The organism is Mesobacillus subterraneus (genome assembly GCF_000934845.1).
In the GTDB taxonomy this organism is placed as follows: Bacteria; Bacillota; Bacilli; order Bacillales; family Cytobacillaceae; genus Mesobacillus; species Mesobacillus stamsii.
Map to the genome: position 1 here is coordinate 1 of NZ_JXIQ01000106.1, position 23,149 is coordinate 23,149.

The following is a 23,149-nucleotide window of genomic DNA, read 5'->3' on the forward strand; positions in this document are numbered from 1 at the left end:
TGACTTCATTGGGCAGACCGAAGCGACTCGAGGGGCTAGGCGCTGGAGCTGGACAATTCTCGAAGTTAAATTTATACTTTCTTATTCTGCAAAAAAAGGCATCTACATGATGCCTTTTTGCATGTTTCTATTTCTCCTCAATTGACTTATGACGATGAACGTTCTGAACTCCATTTGTATCCGACACCCCAGACCGTTAGCAAATTTTGGTCGACGGGAAATCCGGACTGCCGTAATTTGTCTCTTAAATTTCTAATATGCGAATCGATTGTACGGTTTTCTGTTTCAGTTTTAAAACTCCATAGGGAGGTAAGGAGATAGTCTCTCGAGAACACCCGATTAGGGGTTTTTATAAAGGTGGTCAAGAGGGAGAATTCTTTTGGCGTCAATAGGATTGGCTTGTCTTTATAAAATACTTCCATAGCGGCTTCATTTATTGATAATCCATAAAAAGTAAGGGTATCATTTGCTGATGTAGATCCTGATCGTCTCGTCACCGCATCAATCCTTGCGAGCAGGACATCCTCGTTAAAAGGCTTGGTAACATAGTCGTCCGCACCCTTCTTTAAACCCTTTACGATGTCTTCGTCAGCGCTTCGAGCAGTCAACATGATGATTGGTACTGTTGAGAATTTCCTGATTTTCTCACAAGTTTCCCAGCCATCCATATCAGGCATCATGACATCGAGGAGAACCAGATCCACTTGTTCCTCCTCAAGAAACATTAGGGCATCATTCCCTGAAGTTTTTTTGACACAAACATAGCCATGTGGTGTGATATATAGTTCTAACAGATCAAGCATTCTCTGCTCATCATCGACTATCAGCACTTTATTCATTTTCAGCTCTCCTTAAGTACAATCGTAAATACTGTCCCTGCTCCGGGTTTGCTTTTAACAGAAAGGGATCCCCCATGGATTTCGACAAGCTGTTTTGCGATTGCAAGCCCTAAACCAAATCCGCCGGTGATCCTTGCGCGGGATTTTTCCACACGGTATAATCGCTCAAACACATAAGGAATGTCTTCTTCGGGAATCCCAATTCCCTGGTCCTGTATAGAAATGACAACATTTCTGTCCCTTTTAATTGCCCGAATCGTAGTGGTAGTGCCTTCATTTGAATATTTTAAAGCATTGTCTAAAATATTCGAAAGTACCTGTCCAAATCGGGAGGGATCAATATCGACGAAAATATCTTGATCACTATCGAGTTGTAACTCTATGTTTTTAGTTAAAAATGCGGGTAAAACTCTTTCGTAAATAGAATGAAGAAAAGGAAAGAGCTGGACACGTTCTTTGGTGATGAGAAATTCATTTTGATCGATTCTAGCAAGGGAAAAAAGCTCTTCCAAAAGTCGGTTGACCCGTTCTGATTCTTCACCAATGATTTGCAAGTAGTGCGTTCGCTCCTGTGGCCTTATATTGGTTCGCCGGGCAATATCGGCATACCCTTTTATATAAGTTAATGGAGTCCGGAGTTCATGGGATATGCTCGCTAAAAAATCATTTCGTTCCTGCTTCATATAATTCAAGTCGTTTGCCAGCGTTTGAATGGATTGGGCAAGCTCACCCAATTCGTCATGCGACTGAACAGGCACAGAAACAGAAAAATCTCCTTTGCTCAATTTTCGCGTGGCCTCCTTCATTATTATTAGCGGCCTTGTAAGCACCTTTGTTAAGAGAAATATAGTAATAAACATAAAGGATAGGATCCATATCGATGCCAGCATAAAATGCCTGTTTAGCTGTGATACGAATGCTTTCACATTTTCTGTGTCCCGAAACATATAAACAGATCCTTTATCTGTTCCTGTTTCATAAGGAGTAACGGTAGCTATGTACGCTTCCTCCTTCCACTCCGATTGCAGAATAACACCTTGCCGTGGCAACTGAGAAGAGGACTGATCAAGAATCTTTTTCATTCCTTCATTAATCTCCTTGGATGTTAATAAAACTTCTCCAGCGGAATTTGCTACTACTACAAATGTGTCAGTGTGCGCTTCCATTAACCGAATATGCTGAAGGGTTGAATCATTAAAAGCCATCTCGAGGACATCTCGATGACTGTTTCCGCGGGCTTTTAACGAGTTCAATTCCTGGTCAATTCGGGAACGAACGACATTGTTATGTAAAAAAATCATCGAAACAGTCTCAATCAGTAAAATGCAGATGAAAATCCACAGACCTAGCTTTACCGATAATTTCAATTTATTCACCTTCTTGAATGGGATAAATATAACCGAAATTTGTGGAGAAAATATGAAGTTCGGTTAAAAACTTAATTTGCATCCTGTTTTCATTTATACAGACAATATAGGTGAACTTCCAAAGTTTTTCAGTTGTTTCCTCTTTCCGAACATTTCGTTAGCCTGTTTATCGCTGACAGGCACTCACAGCACTAATTTTCGATATATTAGTACAAAATATATTTGAATCGAGGTTTGTTAATGGCAATCAGAAGAGCAACTCAGGAAGAGGCGAACCATCTTATTCAGCTGTCCGGGAAAGTGATGAAGGAAAGCTCGATGGGATATGCTGAAAATAGTGTGCAGAATGCCTATAACCTTTTTATGCCCGTCATTCAAAACGGGGGCTATTTTCTCATCGATATAGAACAAGGCAGACTAAGGGGATGGATTCTCTTGGTTACAAACTTCAATACTGTGAAGGGTCAGGTCATGGGGAATTTGGTTAGTGTATTTGTATTCCCAAAGTACAGAAAGTCGGGGATCGCCCGAAAACTTGCGATTGCCGCGATTAATGAGTTTAGGGCACTGGGAATCACGACGATCCAGCTTAATGTGTTTAATGGAAATCCTTCAAGAATACTTTGTGAAAACTTAGGGTTTGAACCTGTCTCGACGATGATGGAATTGAATATTCCATAATCCAATCGGCATCTGTTCATGGGATTGATTTCACCTCTTGTTCCATCATTGCAGTTTTATTAGCAAGGGATTTGGGATATTTCATGCTGATGGCCCAGACAAAGTAGGCAAAACATGCATACACATGGAATAAGAGGAGGTTCTTAAATATGCATCCATATGTAAATCGTTTTCAACGAAATGATTATAGATTTGGAGCTGGCTTTGGCTGGTTGCCGTTTTTAGGAGGTTTAGCAGGTGGATTCCTAGGTGGAGCTTTGACCCCCCCCCGTCCATTGTCGCCACCGCCTTTCGGATATCCGGGAGCAGGCTTTCCTGGAGGAGCCTATTTTCCTCCTGGTGGATATCCTGGACCAAACTTCGGTGGGTACCCGGGAGGCAATATAGGCGGATATCCAGGTGGTTATGGCGGATATCCAGGAGTGGGGGCGGCAGGCTATCCAGGTTCGCCTGGTACCGGCTACCCAATGACACCAGGGGGTGGTGGATACCAGGCAAATGGCTATCCATTCTACGGAAAATCAGATTTAGATTTGTTCGGCTCTGTCTACCCGAATAATGCTAATAAAGCTCTTTCTAAATTTTAGAAAAAAGGCCTCAATGGAGGTCTTTTTTCATGGCTGTTTTCGCATTATTTGTTTCTTTTCGGTGTATACCTGCACTTTTCCGTGATATTTCAGGACAGGCTATCCCTCTCACTTCCGCTCTTCTTTTAATAAACCATGCAATACTGCCGGAAAATGTGAATAGATATAGGCATGATGGTTAAAAGCAAGAACAAGTCAGGAGTGGGAATATGCCTGCAATCAATGGAACTCAGTTGAAAGAAAGAATCGGTAATTTGAAAAGCAATATTTGGTTTGATGGACAGAAAATCACCGGAGACATACTAGCGCATCATGCCTTTAAGGGAGTGATCAATAGCAAGGCCCGTTTGTATGATTTCCAAGTGGAAGTGGGGAATTTGCCGCTGATGACCTATAAATCGCCGACAACCGGAAACCGAGTTGGCCGATCTTTTCATCCTCCGGTCAAAAAAGAAGATTTGGAACTCAGGAGGCTTGCTGCCGGTGAGTGGGCAAAGCTGACGGGCGGAATGATGGGAAGGACCCCTGATTACATGAATACTGCCTTAATGGCTCTTGGTGCTTCAGCACATGTTTTTGAAGGGGAAAATAAATTAGGCAGGAATGTGACGAATCTTTATGAAAAGGCGAGAGAGAATGACCTTACCTTCTCCCATACGTACGTCACGCCGCAGGTGAATCGAACGCTCGCGTATTTTGAAGATAAGGAGAAACCTATTTCTGCCCGGGTGGTTAGGGAGACAGCGGATGGGATTTTTATTAAGGGTGCCAGGTTATTGGCTACACAAGGCGGTATCACAGATGAGCTGATGGTTTTGCCGGCAGGCGGAAAATTCATCGAGGAGGATTATGTATATGCCTTTTCAATTCCGAGTAGTACGGAAAACTTAAAGTTTGTCTGCCGGGAATCCTTTGTCTATAACGAATCCCATTTTGACCATCCGCTCGGGTCGCGATTTGAAGAAATGGATACAATCGTGATTTTCAATAACACCTTTGTACCATGGGAAAGGGTATTTTTATATAAAGATCTTAAAGCTGCCATGAATCTTTTCAACGAAACAAATTTCAATACATTCCTGGTTCATCAGACATTATCAAGGCAGATTACCAAATCCAGGTTGTTTCTGGGAACTGCCCAATTAATCACGGAAACGATCGGTATTGGCGAATATCAGCATGTAAAAGAAAAAATCAGTGAAATGATATGTGGTGTGGAAATGATGAAGGGACTGCTTTTATCTTCGGAAATGCAGGCGAGGGAAAATGGTTCGGGATTGGTGGTACCGGATGCGAACCCTCTTACTGTTGCGAGTCTCATATTTCCAAAGCTTTATCCAAGATTCGTAGAAATCCTCCAGCTGCTGGGAGCCAGCGGAACCATCACGATTCCGACGAGCAATGATTTTGACTCGGATATAAGAAGTGATCTCGACCTGTATTTACAGGGAGCAGATACTGAGGCGAAGGAAAGAGTTCGCTTGTTCAGATTGGTGTGGGATATGTGCTCAAGTGCTTTCGCAGGAAGGGAAACCATCTACGAGCGTTTCTTTTTCGGCGACCCAGTCCGGATTTCAGTGGGCCTGTACAATCAGTATGACAAGAAACCAGCGGTGGATTTGGTGAAGAATTTATTGAAAAGTTGAATGATAGAGAAGGCGAAACCCGGAGATCAGTCTCCGGGCTTTTTAGTGTCTTTCGTTGCAAAGAACATTTCTTTCCTCTTAAATAATCCTGCTGTTAGATCTATATCTATACGAATGCAAGAGGACTATACTTTGTGATAATGATAGGGAAATATGTAACATTTTGTGAAAAAAGCGGAGGAAATATCTATGCATGTTGTCAATGGAAAAGGTAACATGATCAGCTTATTGCAGGGGTTTTTATCGTAATTAGTTTAGCTCTTGGTGTTTTTGATGTTTCCTTAAACTTTCATTAATAGAAAGAAATTTGGTATGATTATCTTTGAATAAAGAAAAGGAGGAATTTCCCTATGTATGATGTAGCAATTATCGGAGCAGGGCCTGCGGGAGGAAGCGCAGCGATTTTCGCAGCAAAGGCTGGCAAGCAAACAATCGTGCTGGACAACAATAAAAGCGTAACGAAGCGTGCTTGGATGGAGAACCACTATGGCGCTCCTGAAATCGCAGGCCCAGACTTAGTCGAAACTGGAATCAAGCAGGCGAAAAAATTTGGTGCCGAATTCGTAGAAACGACAGTGACTTCTGTCAGCAAAACAGACAGCGGCGTAAAAGTTATAACGGAAAACGGCGAGTATGAAGCAAAGCATGTTATCATCGCTTCGGGCATGATGACGGATGTGGCAGGAGCGTCAGGTCTTGCAACCAAAGATGGCACAGAGCCAAGAATCAAGACGATTTTTGACGTTGATGCAGCTGGAAAAACGAATGTGGAAGGCGTTTGGGCGGCAGGCACTTGCGCAGGGGTTAGCATGCATACAATCATCACAGCTGGAGACGGAGCGAAGGTTGCTATCAACGTCATTAGTGAACTGAACGGCGAGCGATATGTAGACCACGATGTGCTAAAAGCATAAATAGGAAAAGCCTTGCAGGAATCTGCAAGGCTTGAATTTTGGAAGAAAGTTAGCAAAATTCCCTCCTCGTTTAGTTGGTATGCACCTATGAAAGGTAGTAAGATATTATCCGCAAAAAACAATCAAAAAACGCACCAAGGCAGGATGGATATTTTTGGCGAGTTATCTTAGATGATCCTGGTATCTTCCTGTCTGTCTGCGGTTCTATCATCCTGTCGAGGGTACGTCACCTGGAGAATCCCATCTTGGAAGGTGGAGTGAATGAATTTTGTCTCGGTAGGTTGTGGCAGCGGGATCAGCCGCTCAAACTCTCCATAAAATCTTTCCCTTTTCAGCTCCATATCAGCAGGGAACAAGGACCTTGAAATCCCCTTCACGACGAGAGTATCTCCGTGTCTTAGAGCCACGGAGAGATCGCTCCTGTCGATGCCGGGAAGCTCAATGATCAGGCAGAGGATAGAATCGCTTTTATAAATATCATATAATGGAAAATCATTAGCATGGACGATTCTCTCCGGGATTCCTTGATGAAATAACCCACGCCAAAAATCATCTTTTTGGTATTTATTTGTCAATTCGAGCCACATTTTTACTTTCTCCATATCCATGGCAGCACCCCCTATTCAAGATTCTAAATTTGATTTCCAATTGGCGCAGAAGGGTTGGCATTCTGATCCTGATCACTGACATCGGGATCAAAAACTCCGGTATTTTGCAAAGAAGAGGATGGAGAGAAATCACCTAGAGAAAAATTGACACCGAAATTCTTGCTGTTTGCCGTGTGGCTGTTTTGGATTGTTGAACCAACATCCAAGTTTCCGTTTTGAGTGATTCCATTGATTTTGATATTTAAAATATTAATTTGGTAAGGCATCGAAAACCTCCTTATCAAGACTTCATGCTGCAAAAATAGATTGCATTTCTTCTTTTTTCAGACATCCCATGGCATTCAAAGGAGATTAGCAGGAGGTTCATTCACTGGGGCTAGCGGGATACCCTGATAGGTGGAATCAGCTGTTGCAATCGCAGCTTGATCATTTACATCCGGATCAATATAGACATTATCCATCAACGCTTCTGTTGATGATGCATCCCCGAAGGAACAATTCACTCCTTGAGACTTATCATTGGCTGTATGGCTGTTATGGGTAGCTGAACCTATCGTGATCGAGCCATTTCCCGAAACGCTGTTAACCTTAAAATAAAAGAGGTTTATCGTGACTGGCATAGCACTACATCCTTATTCCGTCTTTGAGGTACTATATGCAGTCATTGGCCCAAAGGTTCATTAACATTCCTTCGATATTATGTGATAACCCAAGCCTTTTGAAAATATGATGTATTATAAAAAGCTGGAGGTTTTCACATGGCAGTGGTGAAGTATACAGAGGCTGATATCGAGTTGTTGGCGAGACTTCTCAGAGCCGAAGCTGAAGGGGAAGGCCAGCAAGGGATGTTAATGGTTGGAAATGTCGGGATTAACCGAGTCCGGGGAGATTGTTCGGACTTTAAAGGAATAAGGACGATTCCGCAGATGATCTATCAGGAACATGCCTTTGAAGCTGTTAAGAAAGGGTATTTTTACCAAAGAGCCAGAGAAATAGAAAAGCGACTTGCGAGGCGGGCTGTGAAGGGCGAGCGTCTATGGCCATCGAAATTTGCACTTTGGTATTTCCGGCCTCCGGGCGACTGTCCTCCTACCTGGTACAATCAGCCGCTCGCCGGCCAATTTAAGCTGCACTGCTTCTATGAGCCGACTGGAGCAGAGTGCGAAAACATTTATAATACATTTTGAAAACTGCTAAGTTTATTTGGCAGTTTTCTTACTGTTTAAGAAATTATAAAAATTATTTAATTATGGATAACTATTTGCGGTTTTGTTAATCCAGCTTCAGCGCCTAGCCCCTCGAGTCGCTTGCGCTTTTTGTTCTCTTGACAGTAAAGTGGATTAGGATTAAAGTTAACAGGGTTAATAGTTAAATAGTTTAACAGTTAAATGGTAGAACGAAGGGAGAGGTGACTGCAGCAAAATGTCTGATCAATCGATCAAAGAGTTAGTGGACCACTATATCCATGTTTCTTTTTCGGTGAACAAGCTTGCCGAAGGGATGGTCAAGGGGCAAATTGGTTTGGACCTTACGAATGACCAGCACTATACATTGCGCTATATCAACAAAGTAGGCTCCTGCACATCTTCAGAGCTGGCGGCTGTATTCGACGTGAAAAAAAGCGCAATTACCGCCATTATCACGCGTCTGTGGGAAAAAGGGCTAATCCTCAGAACAAGGGATGAAAACGACCGCCGTGTCGTCTATCTGACTTTGACTGAGAAGGGAAATGAACTATTTCAAAAAACAGAGGAACGAATCCAGGCGTTGGTGGAATCGATTATTACCAAGTTTGATCAAGATGAACTCGTCCAGTTCCTTAAGACATACGACAAGCTAAAAGAAATTTTACTAGAGAGAAAGAGCAGGGTGGAATAACGTGAACTTCATTATCAAGCAGAAATGGATCGTCATTATTGTGTGGATTCTGGTGGCTGCAGGAATGTTTATGGCTGCACCAAATATGGCAGGTCTTGTCCGGGAAAAAGGGCAGATCACTGTACCAGACGAATACTCCTCGACGCTCGCTGGCAATATTATGGAGGAGGTCAGGAAGCAGGAAGGGGGAGGAGATGAGACACAGGTCGCACTCGTTTTCCACAGCGAGAAAAAGCTAACGCAGGCAGAAATCAGTGAAGCGGAAAAAGCCATCCGTAAGCTTGAAAAAAACCGTGACCAAATCGGTATCACCAATATTCTAACACACTTCAATGAGGAAAGCCTGAAGGAACAGCTTGTCTCTAAGGATGGAAAGTCCATTCTGTCCTCGGTAACGGTCAGCTGGAACGACCGCGAACCGGCAGAAGTGAAAAAGCTGCTCTATGCCGCGATTGAGGATGTGGATGTCGACCACTACTATACGAGCCAGTGGCTGATCAATGAGGATTTGATAACCAGTTCTGAAGAAGGGTTGAAAAAGACGGAAGGAATCACGGTTGTTTTTATTCTTGTCGTGCTTCTCCTCGTTTTCAGATCGGTCATCGCGCCTGTTATTCCATTGGTGACAGTCGGTATGGCTTACTTTGTTTCACAGTCAATCGTATCGATGCTAGTGGACCAGTTCAATTTTCCGCTGTCCAACTATACGCAGATTTTCCTTGTTGCCGTTTTGTTCGGGATTGGAACGGACTACTGTATTTTGCTGCTCAGCCGCTTTAAGGAAGAGCTTACGCATCATGAAACAGTGCCGGCAGCGATTATCGCAACCTATAAAAATGCAGGGCGTACTGTATTTTTTAGCGGAATGGCAGTTATGATCGGCTTTGCTGCCATTGGGTTCTCCCAATTTATTTTATATCAATCCGCCGCTGCAGTAGCGATCGGGGTTGCGTTGCTTTTGGCTGGTTTATTCACTATTGTGCCGTTTTTCATGGCGTTATTAGGTCCAAAGCTTTTCTGGCCATCCAAACAAAGCGCAGAGCATGGGGAAAGCAAGCTATGGGGCACTGTCGGACGATTTTCGCTCGCACGTCCATTTCTGAGCTTGCTGATTGTCGCAGCGGTGTGCGTCCCGTTTCTTGTAGCTTATGATGGGAAGCTTAGCTACAATTCATTGGATGAAATTAGCGGAAATGTAAACTCCATCAAGGCGTTCAATGCGATTGCCACAAGCTTTGGTCCAGGCGAATCAATGCCGACTCAGATTATCCTGAAAAATGATGAAAGAATGGACTCGGCAGAATACATTAAACTAGCCGAAAACATCAGTGCGGAACTGAAAAAAGTCGATATGGTGGACACAGTCCGTTCGGTCACTCGGCCAACAGGACAGCCAATCGAAGACTTCTTCGTCTCCAAACAGGCGGAAACACTTGGATCAGGCCTGGGTGAGGGAAAGGATGGCCTGGATAAAATCAACAAAGGTCTCAATGAGGCAGAAACGGAATTATCCAAATCAGCTCCGGAGTTGAAGGGGGCTGCGGATGGCATCAATGAACTGATCAATGGAACAACTGCAATTGAAACAGGCCTCGGTGATATCCAGACTAATCTTGTGAAAATTGAGGACGGCATCAGAAAGGGTTCCGTGGGGTCTGAGGAGATAAAAGCTGGACTGGAAAGAGCCAAAGCTGGCGCAGAGGAATTGCTGGCTGGGTATCAGCAGCTACAATCTAAGTATGTGGCGATGGAAAAAGGGTTAACCGAGCTTGAAGCCGGATACAAGAATGCCGGAGAAGGCATCTCTCATTTATCCAGCGGAATCTCGCAGACAAATGGCCAGCTTTTTGGCTATTTAGAAAATAGAGATGAAACGTTAAAAGCGGATCAAACATACCAGGAAATGAAAGGTCAGCTCACTTACATGCAGGGAGAGCTTGCAAAAGCCTCAGAAGGTATAAATCAATTGAACGAGGTAATGCCACAGCTTATTGGTGGAATGACACAGGCTAATGAAGCTTTTGCCGGAGCATTGGCACAACAAGCAGCTTTCGGCCCTGGACTTCAACAGCTCATCGACGGCATCGAACAGCAGCAGGCAGGGCTAAATCAGCTTGCTGACGGACAAGGTCAAATCGTCCAACATTTTCCGGATCTGACAACCGGTTTGTCCAGCGTTAATGCAGGCCAACAGCAGCTGTTAGCTGGGTTTGGAGGGCTTGGTACCCAAATGGATCAGCTCACGGACGGACTGAGTCAGAGTACGGATGGACTGGATCAAGTTTCAAAAGGCCTTGGCTCCGCTCAGGAGTACTTAACCGGCTTGGCTAGTGCTGATTCCAATGGTTTTTACCTGCCTGAAGATGCGCTTAAAAGTGATGAGTTCGCCCAAGTGCTTGATGTCTATTTTTCAAAAGATCGAAAAGTCATGACGATGGATGTCATTTTTGAGGCGAATCCATACTCAAACAAAGCGATGGCGCAAATTCCAGCACTTAAGGATGCTGTTGAACGCGCAACAAAAGGGACAAAGCTTGAAAATGCTGATGTAGCCATTGGTGGGATCACCAGCACGAATGCGGACCTCGATAAAATGTCTGGCCAGGATTATACCAGAACAGTGATCTTAATGCTGCTCGGTATTGGCATCATTCTTGTGTTCCTGTTCCGCTCTATCATCATGCCAATTTACATGATTGGTTCCTTGATTTTAACGTATTATACTTCCATGGCGATCAATGAAGTCATCTATGTCGATATCCTCGGATATTCAGGGATCAGCTGGGCAGTGCCGTTTTTCGCCTTTGTCATCCTGGTTGCCCTTGGTGTGGACTACAGTATTTTCCTGATGGACCGTTTCAATGAGTATAAAAACCTGTCGATTTCAGAAGCAATGCTGCTTTCGATGAAAAAGATGGGTACGGTGATCATTTCAGCAGCCATCATCCTCGGCGGAACTTTCGCCGCAATGATGCCTTCCGGAATGATGTCCTTGCTGCAAATCGCTTCGATCCTTCTTGCAGGATTATTCTTGTATGCATTCATCATGCTGCCACTGTTCATTCCAGTTTTAGTGAAGAACTTTGGGGAAGCAAACTGGTGGCCGTTTAAAAGATCATAAAAAAAGAGACAGCCGGTTGGGTGGCCACTGAAAAAGTCCTTAAAGGTTGGCCTTGTTAAAATGGACCGGTTGATCTCCACTCCAGGTTGCTTCGCTTTCCGCGGGTCGTGCGGTGAGCCTCCTCAGCGCTAAAGCGCCTGGATCCCGCAGGAGTCTACGCACCTTCCGTTCCAATCAACCTAGTACTACTAGACCTATGTGGTAGACAAACTATATTAAAATAGAAGCATATACGTCTTAAATTGGAGAAAATGCTATGAATTTGAAAAAGCTCGATGCCTTTGTGATGGTTGTGGAAAGAAACAGTTTTTCAGAGGCGGCAGCGGCAATGAAAAGTTCCCAGCCATCGGTTAGCCTGAAAATTAAGAGTCTTGAGGAAGAACTTGGGTTTGAATTGCTCGATAGAAGAGCGGCTGGCATCAGGCCAACATCTGCAGGCATGCTTGTATACAGTGCCGCAAAGGATATAAAGGTTAGATGGAAAACACTAGAGGATAATCTCGATGAATTTCAAGGAAAACTGACTGGCACCTTGTCCATTGGTGCTAGCACGATTCCCGGAACCTACCTGCTTCCAGGCTGGATCAAGACATTCCGCAATCTGTATCCAAAGGTGGATGTAAGGATAGAAATTGGTGACTCCAAAAGCGTGCTGGACCAGCTGCAGAATCATCAAATAGATGCTGCTGTTATCGGGATAAAAGTTGACTCGCGTCTGTTAACAAGCAAGCCTATTGCCTCAGACTCGCTAGTGTTAGTCACCCCTATTGGGCATCCATTGCTTCATGCAGAGTGTTCAGATTTTACCGAGATTCAGCAATATGATTTCGTCCTCCGAGAAGAAGGGTCAGGAACCAGGAAAATGATGGAGCATTTTTTGATAGAAAAAGGAATGTCAGTCGATGATCTGAATATTTCTATTTCCATCGGCAGCACAGAATCCGTTCTCGCAGCAGTGGAGGCAGGGCTAGGGATCAGCTTTGTATCAAGACTGGCAGCAATACCCGCGGCAAAAGCCGGACGCATTTCGATTATCAATAACTTGGAACCATACGATAGGGAATTCTATCTTGTGACCCACTCAGATTCCCAAAATCGACCGTTAATCAAGCAGTTCACCGAAACGGTTATGGATTCCCAGGGAATAGAAAAAGCGCAAACTTTCGAACAAAATGACTGACGGATATGCGTGCGGGAACGGAGAATATGCCTTATGTATTCATAAAATGAAAGACATCTTTGCGTTTTCCCATTATTATTAAGGTAGGAGAAGGGGGCGATTGGGAATGCAGGTAAAAGTATTTGCTAATCTGAGGGATATATGCGGAGGCGTGACAATTGAGGTGCTTCCTGATGGTGATCGGGTGATGGACGTTTTGGACAAAATGTGTGAAATGTTCCCTGAAATACAAGAGGAAATTTTCACAGAGGAGAAGAAGCTAAAGCCCTTTGTCCATGTTTATATCAATGGACGAAATATTGTCCACGATCAGGAGCTGGAAACGATTGTAAAAGGCAGTGACCAATTTGCACTGTTTCCTCCGGTTGCTGGTGGCTGATATGGTTGATAGAATTCTAGAATTCAGGGGAATCAATCGGGATCACCTCGGCATGTACTTTGAAGAGCTTGGCGGCAGACTCGTTACAGACTCCTTCCCGTACGTGTATGAGGCGGAGACATGGAAAGCAGAAATTCTGTCCGAAAACGAAATTACTTTTACGAAAACGTTTATTATCCATGCTGTATCTATCCGTTTTGCAGCGGAAAATCAGGAACAGCTGGAAAAATTGATCAAAAATTACCGTTACAAAACAACTCGGGTAGGCGGGTAGCCTTATTATGCTGACTTAAGTTTCAGATAATCATTCATTTAACGAAACAAAAAACCAGGCGAAATCACCTGGTTTTTTTTCATAATTAAACTTCTTCTGCAGATGGAGTTGTTTCTTCTCCGATGATGCCGAGTTCGCGAAGTTTTTCTGCTGGCACGACGCCATCTTTCCAGCCGCGGATAGTATAATAGTCTTCCAGCATGATATCCATACGAGAGACCAGTCCTTTGCTGTTGCCGGAAGCGGCTTCTTCCGTGAAGCGCCTTGGCAGGAAGTCATCTTCCCGCTTATTGAAACCGGCAAGATTGTTATAGTATCGCTCTAGATTGTAGATTCTTTCCCCTGCAAGCATGACATCTTCTGCTGTCATTGGGATGCCGGTCATTGTGCTGTATTGCTCAGCATAATGTTCGGCATTTTCAGAGAAAGAAGAGAACTTGCAGATATCCATAGAATCCGAGAAAGAAAGCAGGTTCTGGAATACATTTAGAAGCTCTGCCTTTCCTTCTGCTACTGTACGGTCTGTTGGCTCTGGAATACCGGCGATTTCGGATGCGACCGTGTAGCCGCGAAGGTGACAGGCACCGCGGTTGCTTGTCGCATATCCAAGGCCGATTCCCTGGATTCCGCGTGGGTCATAAGCAGGGATAGACTGACCTTTGACTGACATGGACAGTTCAGGCACGCCCCATGCAGCTGTCGCGCGTGCAGGCCCTTCAGCAAGGATGCCGCCAAAGCCTTCACGGAATGCGATTTTTCGAGCGATTTCGATCATGCTGTCCGCATCGCCCCAATCAAGCTTCTCGGCAACGATGCCTTTTTCAAAGGCTTCCATTGTGACAGAAATGGCATGGCCAAGCTCGATTGTATCCATTCCATATTCGTTACAGATGTCGATCAAATACGCAATTGCTTCAGAGTTGCTCAAGCCGCTGTTCGCACCGAGTGCCCAGGCAGATTCAAACTCAAAGCTCTCAACGCGAGTCTTGTATTTGCCTTCCTTGACTTCAACCTCAATCTTACAGCCGACTGGGCACGCATGGCAGGTATTGTTTGCAACGAGAATGTGCTCGTTTACCCACTCTCCCGAATGCTTTTCCGCTTCATCCCAGTGTGTCAATTGAGAGTTGAATGTTGGAAGCGCTCCCACTTCATTGATCAAGTTGGTAAGGACGTTTGTTCCATATACGGACAAGCCGCCTTTGTTAGGAGCAGTCAGGCCACCTTCTAGAATTGCTTTAACGGCTTTTTTGTTTGCCTTGTTGTAATCATCTTTTTGGGCAGGTTCCGGCATATTGCCCTTTTGTGCTGCTTTAATGACGATTGCCTTCAGCTTTTTGTAGCCTGCAACCGCACCGGTACCACCGCGTCCAGCAGCACGGTCATTTTCATTCATGATACTTGCAAACCGCACTCCGTTCTCGCCTGCCTGGCCAATTGTCATAACGCTTAGATTTTCTTCTCCATGAGCATCCTTCATAGCCTGTACAGTCGCGCGTGTGCTCAATCCCCACAATTGAGAAGCGTCGCGAATTTCTGCCTGGCCATTTTCGATATAAAGATACACAGGCTTGTCGCTTTTTCCTTTGAAAATCACGTTGTCGACTCCAGCCCATTTCAAACGAGCAGCTGTCCAACCGCCCATATGTGAGTCCGTAACTGTGCCGGTCAATGGCGATTTTGTTACGACTGCTAGCCGTCCGCTCATCGAAGAACGAGAACCCGTTACAGGGCCAGTCATGATACATAAAATGTTTTCTTCTGATAGAGGCTCAACTTCTGGGCCGTTGTCGAGTACGTACTTGACTCCAAGGCCGCGGCCACCGATATACTTTCTGACATCATCTTCCTGGATGCCTCGGTAATCGACCGTGCCATTCGTCAGGTCCACTACGACTTCTTTGTTTTTAAATCCCCCAAGATTCATCTTACTTAATCCACCTCTTTCATTTTTTAGTGAAAAACTTATAAGAGGAGAGATTCCCTCTTACTATTCAGTATAGTTAAAATTTTCCCTAAAAAAAAGCATTATTTAAAGATATAATCTAAATATATGATGGAGGGATGACAATGAAGGAAATGGAGCGTTATTCAAGGCAAGTTTTATTCCAGCCAATTGGAAAGGAAGGACAAACAAAGCTGCTGAACAGTTCGGCGGTCATTGTCGGCATGGGAGCGCTTGGAACAGTGATCGCGAATCATTTAGTCCGGGCGGGCGTGGGGCGAGTCCGCTTCATTGATCGTGACCTGGTCGAGCTGTCTAATCTCCAGCGCCAGACACTTTATGATGAAGAGGACGCGCGCGAAAACCTGCCAAAGGCGATTGCTGCTGAAAAAAAACTAAAGAAAATTAACTCTGAGCTAAAATTAGAGCCAATAATCGCGGATCTAACACTTGATAATGCCGAGGACCTGCTTGCCGGTTTCGATGTGATCGTCGATGGCACTGATAATTTCATGGCTCGATATCTTATCAATGATGTTGCTGTAAAACATGGGATCCCGTGGGTGTACGGTGGGGCGGTCAGTTCTCGCGGTATGTTCGCAGTCATTAAACCGGGAGAGACTCCTTGTTATCGCTGTCTTTTCCCGTCAGTTCCCACAGGTCTTGGCGAAACATGCGACAGCATCGGGGTGCTTTCCTCGATTACAGACATCATTGGATCATTCGAAGCGGTAGAAGCATTGAAACTGCTTGTGGGGGCCGATTCGAATCCTAATCTTGAACAGCTAGATATCTGGTACAACTCATATTTTCAAATGGATGTCAGCCAAGGACGAAATCCTGAATGCCCGGCATGTGTCCACCATCAATACGACTTTCTCGATCGATCGTCTGACCAGCAGATCCAATATGCATCGCTTTGTGGGCGCGACACCATTCAGATCAACCCGCGACAGAAGGGGATTATCGATCTTGAAAAGCTGGCAAGTCGGTTGAAAACAAATGGCAAAGTAAAAGGCAACCCATTTTTGTTACGTTTTATGCCCGAAGATGAGATCACTATGGTCATCTTTCAAGATGGAAGGGTGCTCGTTCACGGCACGAATGATTTGGTAAAAGCGAAAAGTTATTTTGCCAGATACATGGGATCCTAATGTTTGACATAGACAGATTAGATAGTGCCCGATTTATGTGAGGAAGGAATGTGCCCATGAAAGAGCGGATGCGAAGATTATGGCCGCAAAAAAGGGAGCAATGTGCCCATAAAAGAGCGGACCCCGAAGATCATGGGCACAAAAAAAGCATGGCGTTTGCAGCCATGCCATTATAAGCAACTATTGGAGAAGACTTTTCCAATCATTTATAAAAGTGGAAGCAGATGCGTTGGGGGATGACAACACTTCCGATGTGGATCCAGTTTGTTTTAGCTCGCCATCTATTAAGATTGCAAGCGTTTCGGCAAGGTATTTCAGTTCCATCAGATCGTGGCTGACAAAAACTGTTGTCGTTTTCGTCTGCCCGATGATCGATTTAATATCCTTCAATAACTGCACCTTCGTGGGGAAGTCCAGTGCAGAGAAGGGTTCATCAAGGAAAAGCACCTCAGGTTCGAGCACCATTGCCCGGGCAAGATTCACACGCTGGGCCTCTCCGCCGGACAAATGTGCTGCATGTTTTTTGGCAAGATGGCCAATCCGGAATTTTTCTAACCAGAATAAAACCTTTTGTGTTACTTCTTGCCGAGGATAATTCCTAAGCTTCAAGCCAATTGCAACATTTTGAAAGACGGTTGTATCGAGAAGCAACGGCTGCTGCATTGCGACAGCGAATTTTCTGCGCATCTTCAACGTCAGTTCATCAGAGATATTCTGATTTTTGTAGAAAATGGTACCTTGTGCTGGTTTTTCCAGCAAGGACAAAGCCTTGATAAAAGTACTTTTTCCGGCACCATTTGGACCCATGATTCCGACTATTTCTCCTTCTTGTATTTCAAAGTAGGGAATGGATAGCAGGTTTCGCTTTGCGGCTCTTACTTCTAAATTTTTTACCGTAATCAGTGGGGTCATAGGCTCCGCTTCCTTTGTTGTAAATAAGTCAGGCTAAAAGTAATAATGAACGCCAATGTCATCAGGATGAAGGAAAGTGCTAGAGCAATGTCGAAATTGCCTTTGGAAACTTCCATGACAATCGAAGTCGTAAGAATCCGTGTCTCACCACTGAGATTGCCGCCAACCATCATCGCTGCGCCGACCTCGGCAATGACTCGCCCAAAGCCTGCAATGATGGCTGCGAGAATTGCAAGCTTGACTTCTTTCATCAAAATCCAATATAGCTGGAATTTGGTTGCTCCAAGTGCTTTGACCTGAAGAATCAGTTTAGGATTGATCTGCTGGAATGCTGTGCTTGTCAATGCTGTAACAATTGGCAAGGAAACCAGGATCTGTGCCATGATAATTGCTGTTGGCGAGTATAGCAAGGCGAGGTCACCAAGCGGGCCTGAGCGCCACAGGAAAAGAGTGATCCATAGACCAGCAACGACAGGAGGAAGGCCCATGCCGATATTGATGATGGCAAGGAGCAATTTCCTTCCAGTGAATCGAGCAAGTCCAAGGAACATTCCAGCTGGAATACCTATCAAGGTACTGATCAGCACCGCTGTAATCGAAACCCTCAGTGTAAGCAAGGTAATTTCGAGAATTTCCTGGTTTCCTGTCAAGATCATTTCAAACGCTTTTTTCAATCCTTCTAATAAAAGTTCCATGCGCAATCAGACTCTCTGTTGAATTTGAATTTTTTTATTCAAAAAGGAAAAATAGCGGCTCTCCGTACTCATCTGTGCCAAATTCCTTGATGATTTTTTTCGTCTCTTCGGAAGTCATATAGTCGACAAATGCTTTTGAACCTGCTGCATTCACTTTGTCATGCTTTTCATTGTTCACTTGCATAACATGATAAATATTGAGCAGGCTTTCGTCTCCTTCTACTATTATTTCTGTGTCAGGCATATTCTTTTTCTGAGCTAGGAAGGTAGCCCTGTCTGTCAAAGTATAAGCTTGCTTCTCGGAAGCGATCTGGAGAGTTGCACCCATCCCTTGTCCCGCTTCGATATAGGCATCACCAAGGCTTTTTGGATCAAGTGAAGACTTCTGCCAAAGCTCAAGCTCCTTTTTATGAGTGCCGGAATCATCTCCGCGAGACACAAATGAAGCTTTTGACTCAGTGATTTTTTTCAAGGTTTCTGGAACGGTTAGACCTTTAACTTTCGCTGGGTCTTCAGCAGGTCCAACAAGGATAAAGTCGTTGTACATGACTTTCTGGCGGTTGATGGCATCGCCGCTTTTGACGATCTCTTCTTCCGCTGCAGGTGCGTGCACTAGAAGGACATCCGCTTCACCGCGTGTTCCCATTTCAAGTGCTTGTCCGGTTCCGACGGCAATGATTTTCAGATTATAATTGTTTTTTTCTTCAAAATCAGGCTTTAGAACATCCAGCAGCCCACTATCCTGAGTACTGGTTGTTGTTGCAAGAATCAAATCGGTTTTTTCGGTACTTTTCACTGTCGCATCAGGCTGTTTTCCCGCGTCCTTTGTCGATGTATCAGAACATCCTGTAACAAAAGCAAATACGAGAATGAGTAAAAATGGGAGAAAATGTTTCAATTTCATGTTTAAACCTCCGTAGTATGATTTGCGTAAATGATTTTTCCAAATTCTTCAGCATCATAGCCATCAAAATCTTCGATGCTGTCTTTGAAATTGGTAAGCTGAATCAGGTCAATCAAGTGCTGGAGCGCTGCTTTGTTTCCAGGAGTCCAGCGGAAAACTAGGTCAAACTGTTCTTTTGTGAGCGGGATGAAGTCGAGATTTAACTGGCTTGCTGCACATTTGATTCCAAAGGCAGAATCTGCTGTGCCTCTGCTGATATGGGCAGCCGCAGCTAGATGGGTCCATTCCTCGTTCTCATACCCTTTAACCGATGCAGGATCCAGTTTTTCACTGGCGAGAAATGAATCAAGCAGAAAGCGGGTTCCAGAGCCTTTTTGCCGATTGATCAGCGATACATCCGGCCTGGCTAAATCTTTGACTCCGGAGATCTTCTTTGGATTCCCTTTTGCGACAATCAATCCCTGTTCCCTTGAAGCCAGTCTCATCACCGTTATCGGTTCATGGACAAATAATTGGTGGATAAAAGGGAGATTGTACTGCTGTGAAGATGGATCAAGCAGGTGGACTGCGGCAATATCTGTGCTGCCGCGGTAGAGCATCATCAACCCTTCGAGACTGCCAATGTAGGAGGGAGTTACCGAAAGTCCTGTTCCATCCGTCGCTACGTACTTTACCAGCTGTTCGACCAGGAAATCATGACTGCCAGCCAGCTGTAATGAATGCTGGGCACTCCCCGTTGATTCCGGAGCTCTAGCAGGGATGCTTGACATGCTAGCTTTGTATCTCGTAAACTCGCTTTCTTCAATGCGCATTTTATTGCCCACTTTGAAAGCAGCAAGATCCCCTCGTTTAATCATTTCATAGACAGTATGCTTAGAAATTTTTAACATGGCAGCGATTTCATCTGGAGTATAAATTTGCAAAAGGCATCCCTCTTTCCTACTTAACTCTTAATATAATAAAAAATGAAGCAGAAAGGTAGAGTTTTTGTTAAGTTTTGTTTAGTTTTGTTCCGTTTTATTAAAAAACTATCAATTTTCGTTCACAATTTTGTTCAAAAAATACTCCGGGCAGTATTATGTATTTCTATTTCAATACATGGTAAACTAAACTATAGAAATTTGATGCAGAAAGGAAAACGAAATAATGCAGATTTCAGATAAAGCGCGCGACATTTTAAAAGAAATCCTCGCAGAGCGCAAGGCAGAGGGTATCCGTGTCTACTTTGGCGGCTTTGGCTGAGGAGGCCCACAGATTGGTCTAGCTCTGGAAGAGCCGGAAGAAGAGGATCACGTAACAGTAATCAATGAAATCCAAGTCGCGATTGAATCCAATATTGTCGACTATACAGAAGGCATGGCGCTTGAATATGACGAATACCGTGAAGGTCTTGTGCTCATTGGCGGCGATGGGGGCTGCTGATAAAGCTGCACACACGGAATCATATAAAGGTATATCTCTGAGACATGCACTGCAAAAAATGCACATCTGAATGGTGTGCATTTTTTTCGTTTTGACCTCCGCATGAAAAAAGCCGTTTAGAACTGCCCGTTAAACTGAAGATACAGGACAATTAGTCCGATTCCCCAAACATAAACTGCAAAAGGCTTTAATGAGCGCTTTTTTAAATAGCCAATCATCCATTTTATCGCGATATAACCGAAAATGGCTGCGGAAAGGATGCCAACCAACAACGCCTGAAGCGAGATTGTCTCGCTCCCGGCGCTGAAGAGGTCCTTTCCCTGAAGTACGATTGCCCCTAGAATGGCGGGAGTCGAAAGCAGAAACGAAAAATATGCAGCTGTCTCCCGGTCCAGTTTCCGCATCATCGCTGCGACAATCGTCAATCCGGAACGGGAAAGAGCCGGGAAAATAGCTGCAGCCTGGAAGCTGCCAATCACGAGGGCATCTGTATAGCTGATGTCCTCCATCTTTTTACGCCCAATTGCCATCGAATCGGTAAACCACATGAACGTTCCAGTGATCAGAAACTCCCAGCCTATCGTCACGCCCGTTTTGGATAATTCGTCAAAAAAGTCCTCAAAAAGCAATCCAACTGCAACCGCGGGAAGCGTACCGACAAAAAGCAGGAAAGTTAGCTTCCCGAATGGGTTTTTCAGCATTTTGATAAATTCATGCCTATAAAATACAAAAACCGCCAGCAATGTACCAATATGTAGCATCGTATCGAGCAACAGTCCAGCTTCCTCAAGCCCGAAAAGGTTCCTGCCTAGATAAAGATGACCTGTCGAGCTGATTGGTAAAAACTCAGTCAGCCCCTGAATGAGCCCAAGAATGAAAGCTTCTATTTTAGATAACATGAACGATCCTCACCTTTTCAAAGACTTTGTCCATACAAAGCTATGAAACATGTTCCGGTCGTATGCAAATAATTTTAGGGAACCGCTTTTAGACGGTTTTGGATAGGTAATAATGACCATTTCAAAGTCATAAGTTGTGATTTATTGTCGAAAAAAATATAATAAAGTATTGAACAGTTCGTTATCGGAAAAAACGGTTCTTCCATTTAAAAGGGGAATATTCATGACATCGAATCAAAAAACGAATTCTCGGCTCGACTATGGGCTGGTTACGATCCTAATCCTATTATTTCTTGCAAGCTGCATCGCCATTTACAGCGCTCAGACGACTGGTCAGTATGGCTCGGAAAACTTCCTGTTCAAACAGATTATTTGGTATATCATCGGTGCTGGCATTATCACCATTGTTATCAAGCTTGATTCAGATCAGCTGCAAAAACTAAGCTGGTATGCATATGGGTTTGGCCTTGTGCTGCTTGTAGGACTCCTCATTGCTCCAACAGACATTGCCCCAGTTATTAACGGAGCGAAGAGCTGGTATAAGGTGCCGGCAATGGGGACACTGCAGCCATCAGAGTTGGTGAAGGTATTCCTCATCCTGGCACTTGCGAGAGCCATTGTTGACCACAACCAGAAATACCGTTTGAAGACGATTCAGACCGATTTTTGGTTATTGCTGAAAATTGGATTGGTGACATTGATGCCGCTGGTGCTCGTTATGCAGCAACCAGACCTTGGAACTTCGCTCGTATATATTGCGATCATGGTCGGGATGATTTTTATTTCCGGGATTACTTGGAAGCTACTTGTGCCAATTTTTGGGGCAGGGCTAACATTCATATCGATTATCTTTTATTTTGTCATCTGGAAACCTAACATTCTTGAGAAATACCTCGGTGTCAAAGAGTATCAATTTGGCCGTATCTATTCTTGGCTAGACCCGTATAATTACCAGAGTTCCACCGGATTCCAGCTTACGAGATCCCTGCTGGCAATTGGCTCTGGAGAAACAGTCGGGAAAGGGTATGGAACAAGGGAAGTCTACCTTCCAGAAAGCCATACGGATTTCATTTTCAGCATCATTGGGGAAGAATTCGGGTTTGTTGGTGCAAGCGTGCTGATCAGCTTGTTTTTCCTGTTGATTTACCAGATCACAAAAATCGGAATGGAAACAAAAAACGAATTCTACATTTATATTTGTGTCGGTGTCATCAGCATGATCACCTTCCACGTTTTCCAAAATATTGGGATGACAATCGGCCTGCTGCCCATCACTGGAATACCGCTGCCATTCATCAGCTATGGTGGAAGCTCGCTGATGGGGAATATGCTCGCCGTCAGCTTAATCTTTTCGATACGATACCATTACAAAAAATATATGTTTTCAACTTCTGCATAAAAGAGCATACAAAAGAACCTCGAGCGTGGAGCCCAATAATTCTAAACGAATTATTTTTGTGGCTAGACCAGTAGGCGAAAAACGTCTCGAGGAGTTAGCGGCAAACCGCTTGCCTAAGCGTTGAGCTATGTGCTAATGCTGGACAAGACTAGAAATAGAGGAGGAAATGCCTTACAGAGAACTTTTACAGTAAGTGGAAGTTTTAAGAAAGCTGACTGGGAAAATTCGCTATATAAAGTTGCAATATCGGTTATTTCTTAGGATCATGGCTAGTATTCAATATAATTCTACCGCTTGTTCTTGCTTGAATGATTTTATTGGCGGTTTTCACAATTTTATTGGCGA

The 23,149-nt window shown here is 44.2% G+C and carries 23 protein-coding genes; 12 read left to right on the top strand and 11 right to left on the bottom strand.

The annotated features are described in order from the left end of the window. Nucleotides 1-146: 146 nt before the first annotated feature. Both UB32_RS13675 and UB32_RS13680 read right to left on the bottom strand, forming a co-directional pair. Nucleotides 147-839, bottom strand: coding sequence for a response regulator transcription factor (locus UB32_RS13675; RefSeq protein ID WP_044394524.1), 693 nt, complete (start codon nt 837-839; stop codon nt 147-149). Nucleotides 840-841: 2 nt separating this feature from the next. After that, nucleotides 842-2,206: a sensor histidine kinase gene (locus tag UB32_RS13680; RefSeq protein ID WP_044394525.1), complete on the bottom strand. Its 1,365-nt coding sequence runs from the start codon at nt 2,204-2,206 to the stop codon at nt 842-844. Between the two features lie 240 nt (nt 2,207-2,446). Here UB32_RS13680 and UB32_RS13685 point away from each other — a divergent pair, with 240 nt between their 5' ends. The 4 genes from UB32_RS13685 to UB32_RS13700 all read left to right on the top strand — a co-directional run bounded on the left by UB32_RS13685 (nt 2,447) and on the right by UB32_RS13700 (nt 6,034). Beyond that, on the top strand, nt 2,447-2,887 hold the full coding sequence (locus UB32_RS13685; protein WP_044394526.1) for a GNAT family N-acetyltransferase: 441 nt from the start codon (nt 2,447-2,449) through the stop codon (nt 2,885-2,887). 149 nt (nt 2,888-3,036) lie between these two features. Next, complete coding sequence (locus UB32_RS20205) at nt 3,037-3,474, top strand: hypothetical protein (protein ID WP_198528204.1); 438 nt, start codon at nt 3,037-3,039, stop codon at nt 3,472-3,474. 209 nt (nt 3,475-3,683) lie between these two features. Beyond that, on the top strand, nt 3,684-5,120 hold the full coding sequence (hpaB, locus tag UB32_RS13695) for a 4-hydroxyphenylacetate 3-monooxygenase, oxygenase component (protein ID WP_044394527.1): 1,437 nt from the start codon (nt 3,684-3,686) through the stop codon (nt 5,118-5,120). A 350-nt stretch (nt 5,121-5,470) separates the two neighbouring features. Continuing rightward, the gene (locus tag UB32_RS13700; protein WP_044394528.1) at nt 5,471-6,034 is read left to right on the top strand and encodes an FAD-dependent oxidoreductase; all 564 of its coding nucleotides are present in this window, start codon (nt 5,471-5,473) and stop codon (nt 6,032-6,034) included. Nucleotides 6,035-6,201: 167 nt separating this feature from the next. Here the strand turns inward: UB32_RS13700 and UB32_RS13705 are convergent, their stop codons facing one another. The 3 genes from UB32_RS13705 to UB32_RS13715 all read right to left on the bottom strand — a co-directional run bounded on the left by UB32_RS13705 (nt 6,202) and on the right by UB32_RS13715 (nt 7,262). Then, entirely contained in the window at nt 6,202-6,642 is a 441-nt protein-coding gene (locus tag UB32_RS13705) for an Hsp20/alpha crystallin family protein (RefSeq protein ID WP_044394529.1), read from the bottom strand. 23 nt (nt 6,643-6,665) lie between these two features. Then, nucleotides 6,666-6,908 (bottom strand): spore germination protein, encoded by a 243-nt coding sequence (locus tag UB32_RS13710; RefSeq protein ID WP_044394530.1) that lies wholly within the window; start codon nt 6,906-6,908, stop codon nt 6,666-6,668. Between the two features lie 75 nt (nt 6,909-6,983). Then, nucleotides 6,984-7,262 carry a spore germination protein gene (locus UB32_RS13715; protein ID WP_044394531.1) on the bottom strand — a complete coding sequence of 93 codons (279 nt, stop codon included), beginning with the start codon at nt 7,260-7,262 and terminating at the stop codon, nt 6,984-6,986. Between the two features lie 138 nt (nt 7,263-7,400). Between UB32_RS13715 and UB32_RS13720 the strand changes: the two genes are divergently transcribed. The 6 genes from UB32_RS13720 to UB32_RS13745 all read left to right on the top strand — a co-directional run bounded on the left by UB32_RS13720 (nt 7,401) and on the right by UB32_RS13745 (nt 13,474). Further along, nucleotides 7,401-7,829 (top strand): cell wall hydrolase, encoded by a 429-nt coding sequence (locus UB32_RS13720; RefSeq protein ID WP_044394533.1) that lies wholly within the window; start codon nt 7,401-7,403, stop codon nt 7,827-7,829. Between the two features lie 235 nt (nt 7,830-8,064). Further along, nucleotides 8,065-8,520, top strand: coding sequence for a MarR family winged helix-turn-helix transcriptional regulator (locus UB32_RS13725; RefSeq protein WP_044394534.1), 456 nt, complete (start codon nt 8,065-8,067; stop codon nt 8,518-8,520). 1 nt (nt 8,521) lies between these two features. Then, nucleotides 8,522-11,641 (top strand): MMPL family transporter, encoded by a 3,120-nt coding sequence (locus tag UB32_RS13730; RefSeq protein ID WP_044394535.1) that lies wholly within the window; start codon nt 8,522-8,524, stop codon nt 11,639-11,641. A 256-nt stretch (nt 11,642-11,897) separates the two neighbouring features. Continuing rightward, entirely contained in the window at nt 11,898-12,821 is a 924-nt protein-coding gene (locus UB32_RS13735; protein ID WP_052807040.1) for a selenium metabolism-associated LysR family transcriptional regulator, read from the top strand. Between the two features lie 106 nt (nt 12,822-12,927). Further along, nucleotides 12,928-13,200, top strand: a complete 273-nt coding sequence (locus tag UB32_RS13740; RefSeq protein ID WP_044394536.1) for a ubiquitin-like small modifier protein 1 — start codon at nt 12,928-12,930, stop codon at nt 13,198-13,200. Nucleotide 13,201: 1 nt separating this feature from the next. Beyond that, nucleotides 13,202-13,474, top strand: coding sequence for a hypothetical protein (locus UB32_RS13745; RefSeq protein ID WP_044394537.1), 273 nt, complete (start codon nt 13,202-13,204; stop codon nt 13,472-13,474). A gap of 85 nt (nt 13,475-13,559) precedes the next feature. On the opposite strand, the gene UB32_RS13750 is transcribed toward UB32_RS13745, so the two are convergent. Further along, nucleotides 13,560-15,401, bottom strand: a complete 1,842-nt coding sequence (locus UB32_RS13750; RefSeq protein WP_044394538.1) for an aldehyde ferredoxin oxidoreductase family protein — start codon at nt 15,399-15,401, stop codon at nt 13,560-13,562. Between the two features lie 143 nt (nt 15,402-15,544). On the opposite strand from UB32_RS13750, the gene UB32_RS13755 reads away from it, so the two are divergent. Continuing rightward, the gene (locus UB32_RS13755) at nt 15,545-16,573 is read left to right on the top strand and encodes a ThiF family adenylyltransferase (RefSeq protein WP_044394539.1); all 1,029 of its coding nucleotides are present in this window, start codon (nt 15,545-15,547) and stop codon (nt 16,571-16,573) included. Between the two features lie 180 nt (nt 16,574-16,753). On the opposite strand, the gene UB32_RS13760 is transcribed toward UB32_RS13755, so the two are convergent. From UB32_RS13760 to UB32_RS13780, 5 genes are all read right to left on the bottom strand, one after another. Further along, nucleotides 16,754-17,485, bottom strand: a complete 732-nt coding sequence (locus UB32_RS13760; RefSeq protein WP_044394540.1) for an ABC transporter ATP-binding protein — start codon at nt 17,483-17,485, stop codon at nt 16,754-16,756. Further along, complete coding sequence (locus tag UB32_RS13765) at nt 17,482-18,180, bottom strand: ABC transporter permease (RefSeq protein WP_044394541.1); 699 nt, start codon at nt 18,178-18,180, stop codon at nt 17,482-17,484. Before UB32_RS13765 ends, UB32_RS13760 begins: the two co-directional genes overlap by 4 nt. 34 nt (nt 18,181-18,214) lie before the next feature. Beyond that, nucleotides 18,215-19,084 (bottom strand): substrate-binding domain-containing protein, encoded by an 870-nt coding sequence (locus tag UB32_RS13770; protein ID WP_044394542.1) that lies wholly within the window; start codon nt 19,082-19,084, stop codon nt 18,215-18,217. 2 nt (nt 19,085-19,086) lie between these two features. Continuing rightward, the gene (locus UB32_RS13775) at nt 19,087-20,007 is read right to left on the bottom strand and encodes a substrate-binding domain-containing protein (RefSeq protein WP_241768511.1); all 921 of its coding nucleotides are present in this window, start codon (nt 20,005-20,007) and stop codon (nt 19,087-19,089) included. Nucleotides 20,008-20,622: 615 nt separating this feature from the next. After that, on the bottom strand, nt 20,623-21,405 hold the full coding sequence (locus tag UB32_RS13780; RefSeq protein ID WP_044394543.1) for an undecaprenyl-diphosphate phosphatase: 783 nt from the start codon (nt 21,403-21,405) through the stop codon (nt 20,623-20,625). 223 nt (nt 21,406-21,628) lie between these two features. On the opposite strand from UB32_RS13780, the gene UB32_RS13785 reads away from it, so the two are divergent. Beyond that, nucleotides 21,629-22,804 carry an FtsW/RodA/SpoVE family cell cycle protein gene (locus tag UB32_RS13785; RefSeq protein ID WP_044394544.1) on the top strand — a complete coding sequence of 392 codons (1,176 nt, stop codon included), beginning with the start codon at nt 21,629-21,631 and terminating at the stop codon, nt 22,802-22,804. Nucleotides 22,805-23,149: the final 345 nt, after the last annotated feature.

What these genes read in the sequence shown, in the direction of transcription:
- UB32_RS13705 (WP_044394529.1), bottom strand. Translation starts at nt 6,642, where the DNA reads ATGGATATGGAGAAAGTAAAAATGTGGCTCGAATTGACAAATAAATAC.
- UB32_RS13725 (WP_044394534.1), top strand. Translation starts at nt 8,065, where the DNA reads ATGTCTGATCAATCGATCAAAGAGTTAGTGGACCACTATATCCATGTT.
- UB32_RS20205 (WP_198528204.1), top strand. Translation starts at nt 3,037, where the DNA reads ATGCATCCATATGTAAATCGTTTTCAACGAAATGATTATAGATTTGGA.
- UB32_RS13700 (WP_044394528.1), top strand. Translation starts at nt 5,471, where the DNA reads ATGTATGATGTAGCAATTATCGGAGCAGGGCCTGCGGGAGGAAGCGCA.
- UB32_RS13685 (WP_044394526.1), top strand. Translation starts at nt 2,447, where the DNA reads ATGGCAATCAGAAGAGCAACTCAGGAAGAGGCGAACCATCTTATTCAG.
- UB32_RS13715 (WP_044394531.1), bottom strand. Translation starts at nt 7,262, where the DNA reads ATGCCAGTCACGATAAACCTCTTTTATTTTAAGGTTAACAGCGTTTCG.
- UB32_RS13735 (WP_052807040.1), top strand. Translation starts at nt 11,898, where the DNA reads ATGAATTTGAAAAAGCTCGATGCCTTTGTGATGGTTGTGGAAAGAAAC.
- UB32_RS13780 (WP_044394543.1), bottom strand. Translation starts at nt 21,405, where the DNA reads ATGTTATCTAAAATAGAAGCTTTCATTCTTGGGCTCATTCAGGGGCTG.
- UB32_RS13765 (WP_044394541.1), bottom strand. Translation starts at nt 18,180, where the DNA reads ATGGAACTTTTATTAGAAGGATTGAAAAAAGCGTTTGAAATGATCTTG.
- UB32_RS13750 (WP_044394538.1), bottom strand. Translation starts at nt 15,401, where the DNA reads ATGAATCTTGGGGGATTTAAAAACAAAGAAGTCGTAGTGGACCTGACG.
- UB32_RS13745 (WP_044394537.1), top strand. Translation starts at nt 13,202, where the DNA reads ATGGTTGATAGAATTCTAGAATTCAGGGGAATCAATCGGGATCACCTC.
- UB32_RS13755 (WP_044394539.1), top strand. Translation starts at nt 15,545, where the DNA reads ATGAAGGAAATGGAGCGTTATTCAAGGCAAGTTTTATTCCAGCCAATT.
- UB32_RS13710 (WP_044394530.1), bottom strand. Translation starts at nt 6,908, where the DNA reads ATGCCTTACCAAATTAATATTTTAAATATCAAAATCAATGGAATCACT.
- UB32_RS13675 (WP_044394524.1), bottom strand. Translation starts at nt 839, where the DNA reads ATGAATAAAGTGCTGATAGTCGATGATGAGCAGAGAATGCTTGATCTG.
- UB32_RS13785 (WP_044394544.1), top strand. Translation starts at nt 21,629, where the DNA reads ATGACATCGAATCAAAAAACGAATTCTCGGCTCGACTATGGGCTGGTT.
- UB32_RS13770 (WP_044394542.1), bottom strand. Translation starts at nt 19,084, where the DNA reads ATGAAATTGAAACATTTTCTCCCATTTTTACTCATTCTCGTATTTGCT.
- UB32_RS13720 (WP_044394533.1), top strand. Translation starts at nt 7,401, where the DNA reads ATGGCAGTGGTGAAGTATACAGAGGCTGATATCGAGTTGTTGGCGAGA.
- UB32_RS13740 (WP_044394536.1), top strand. Translation starts at nt 12,928, where the DNA reads ATGCAGGTAAAAGTATTTGCTAATCTGAGGGATATATGCGGAGGCGTG.
- hpaB (WP_044394527.1), top strand. Translation starts at nt 3,684, where the DNA reads ATGCCTGCAATCAATGGAACTCAGTTGAAAGAAAGAATCGGTAATTTG.
- UB32_RS13760 (WP_044394540.1), bottom strand. Translation starts at nt 17,485, where the DNA reads ATGACCCCACTGATTACGGTAAAAAATTTAGAAGTAAGAGCCGCAAAG.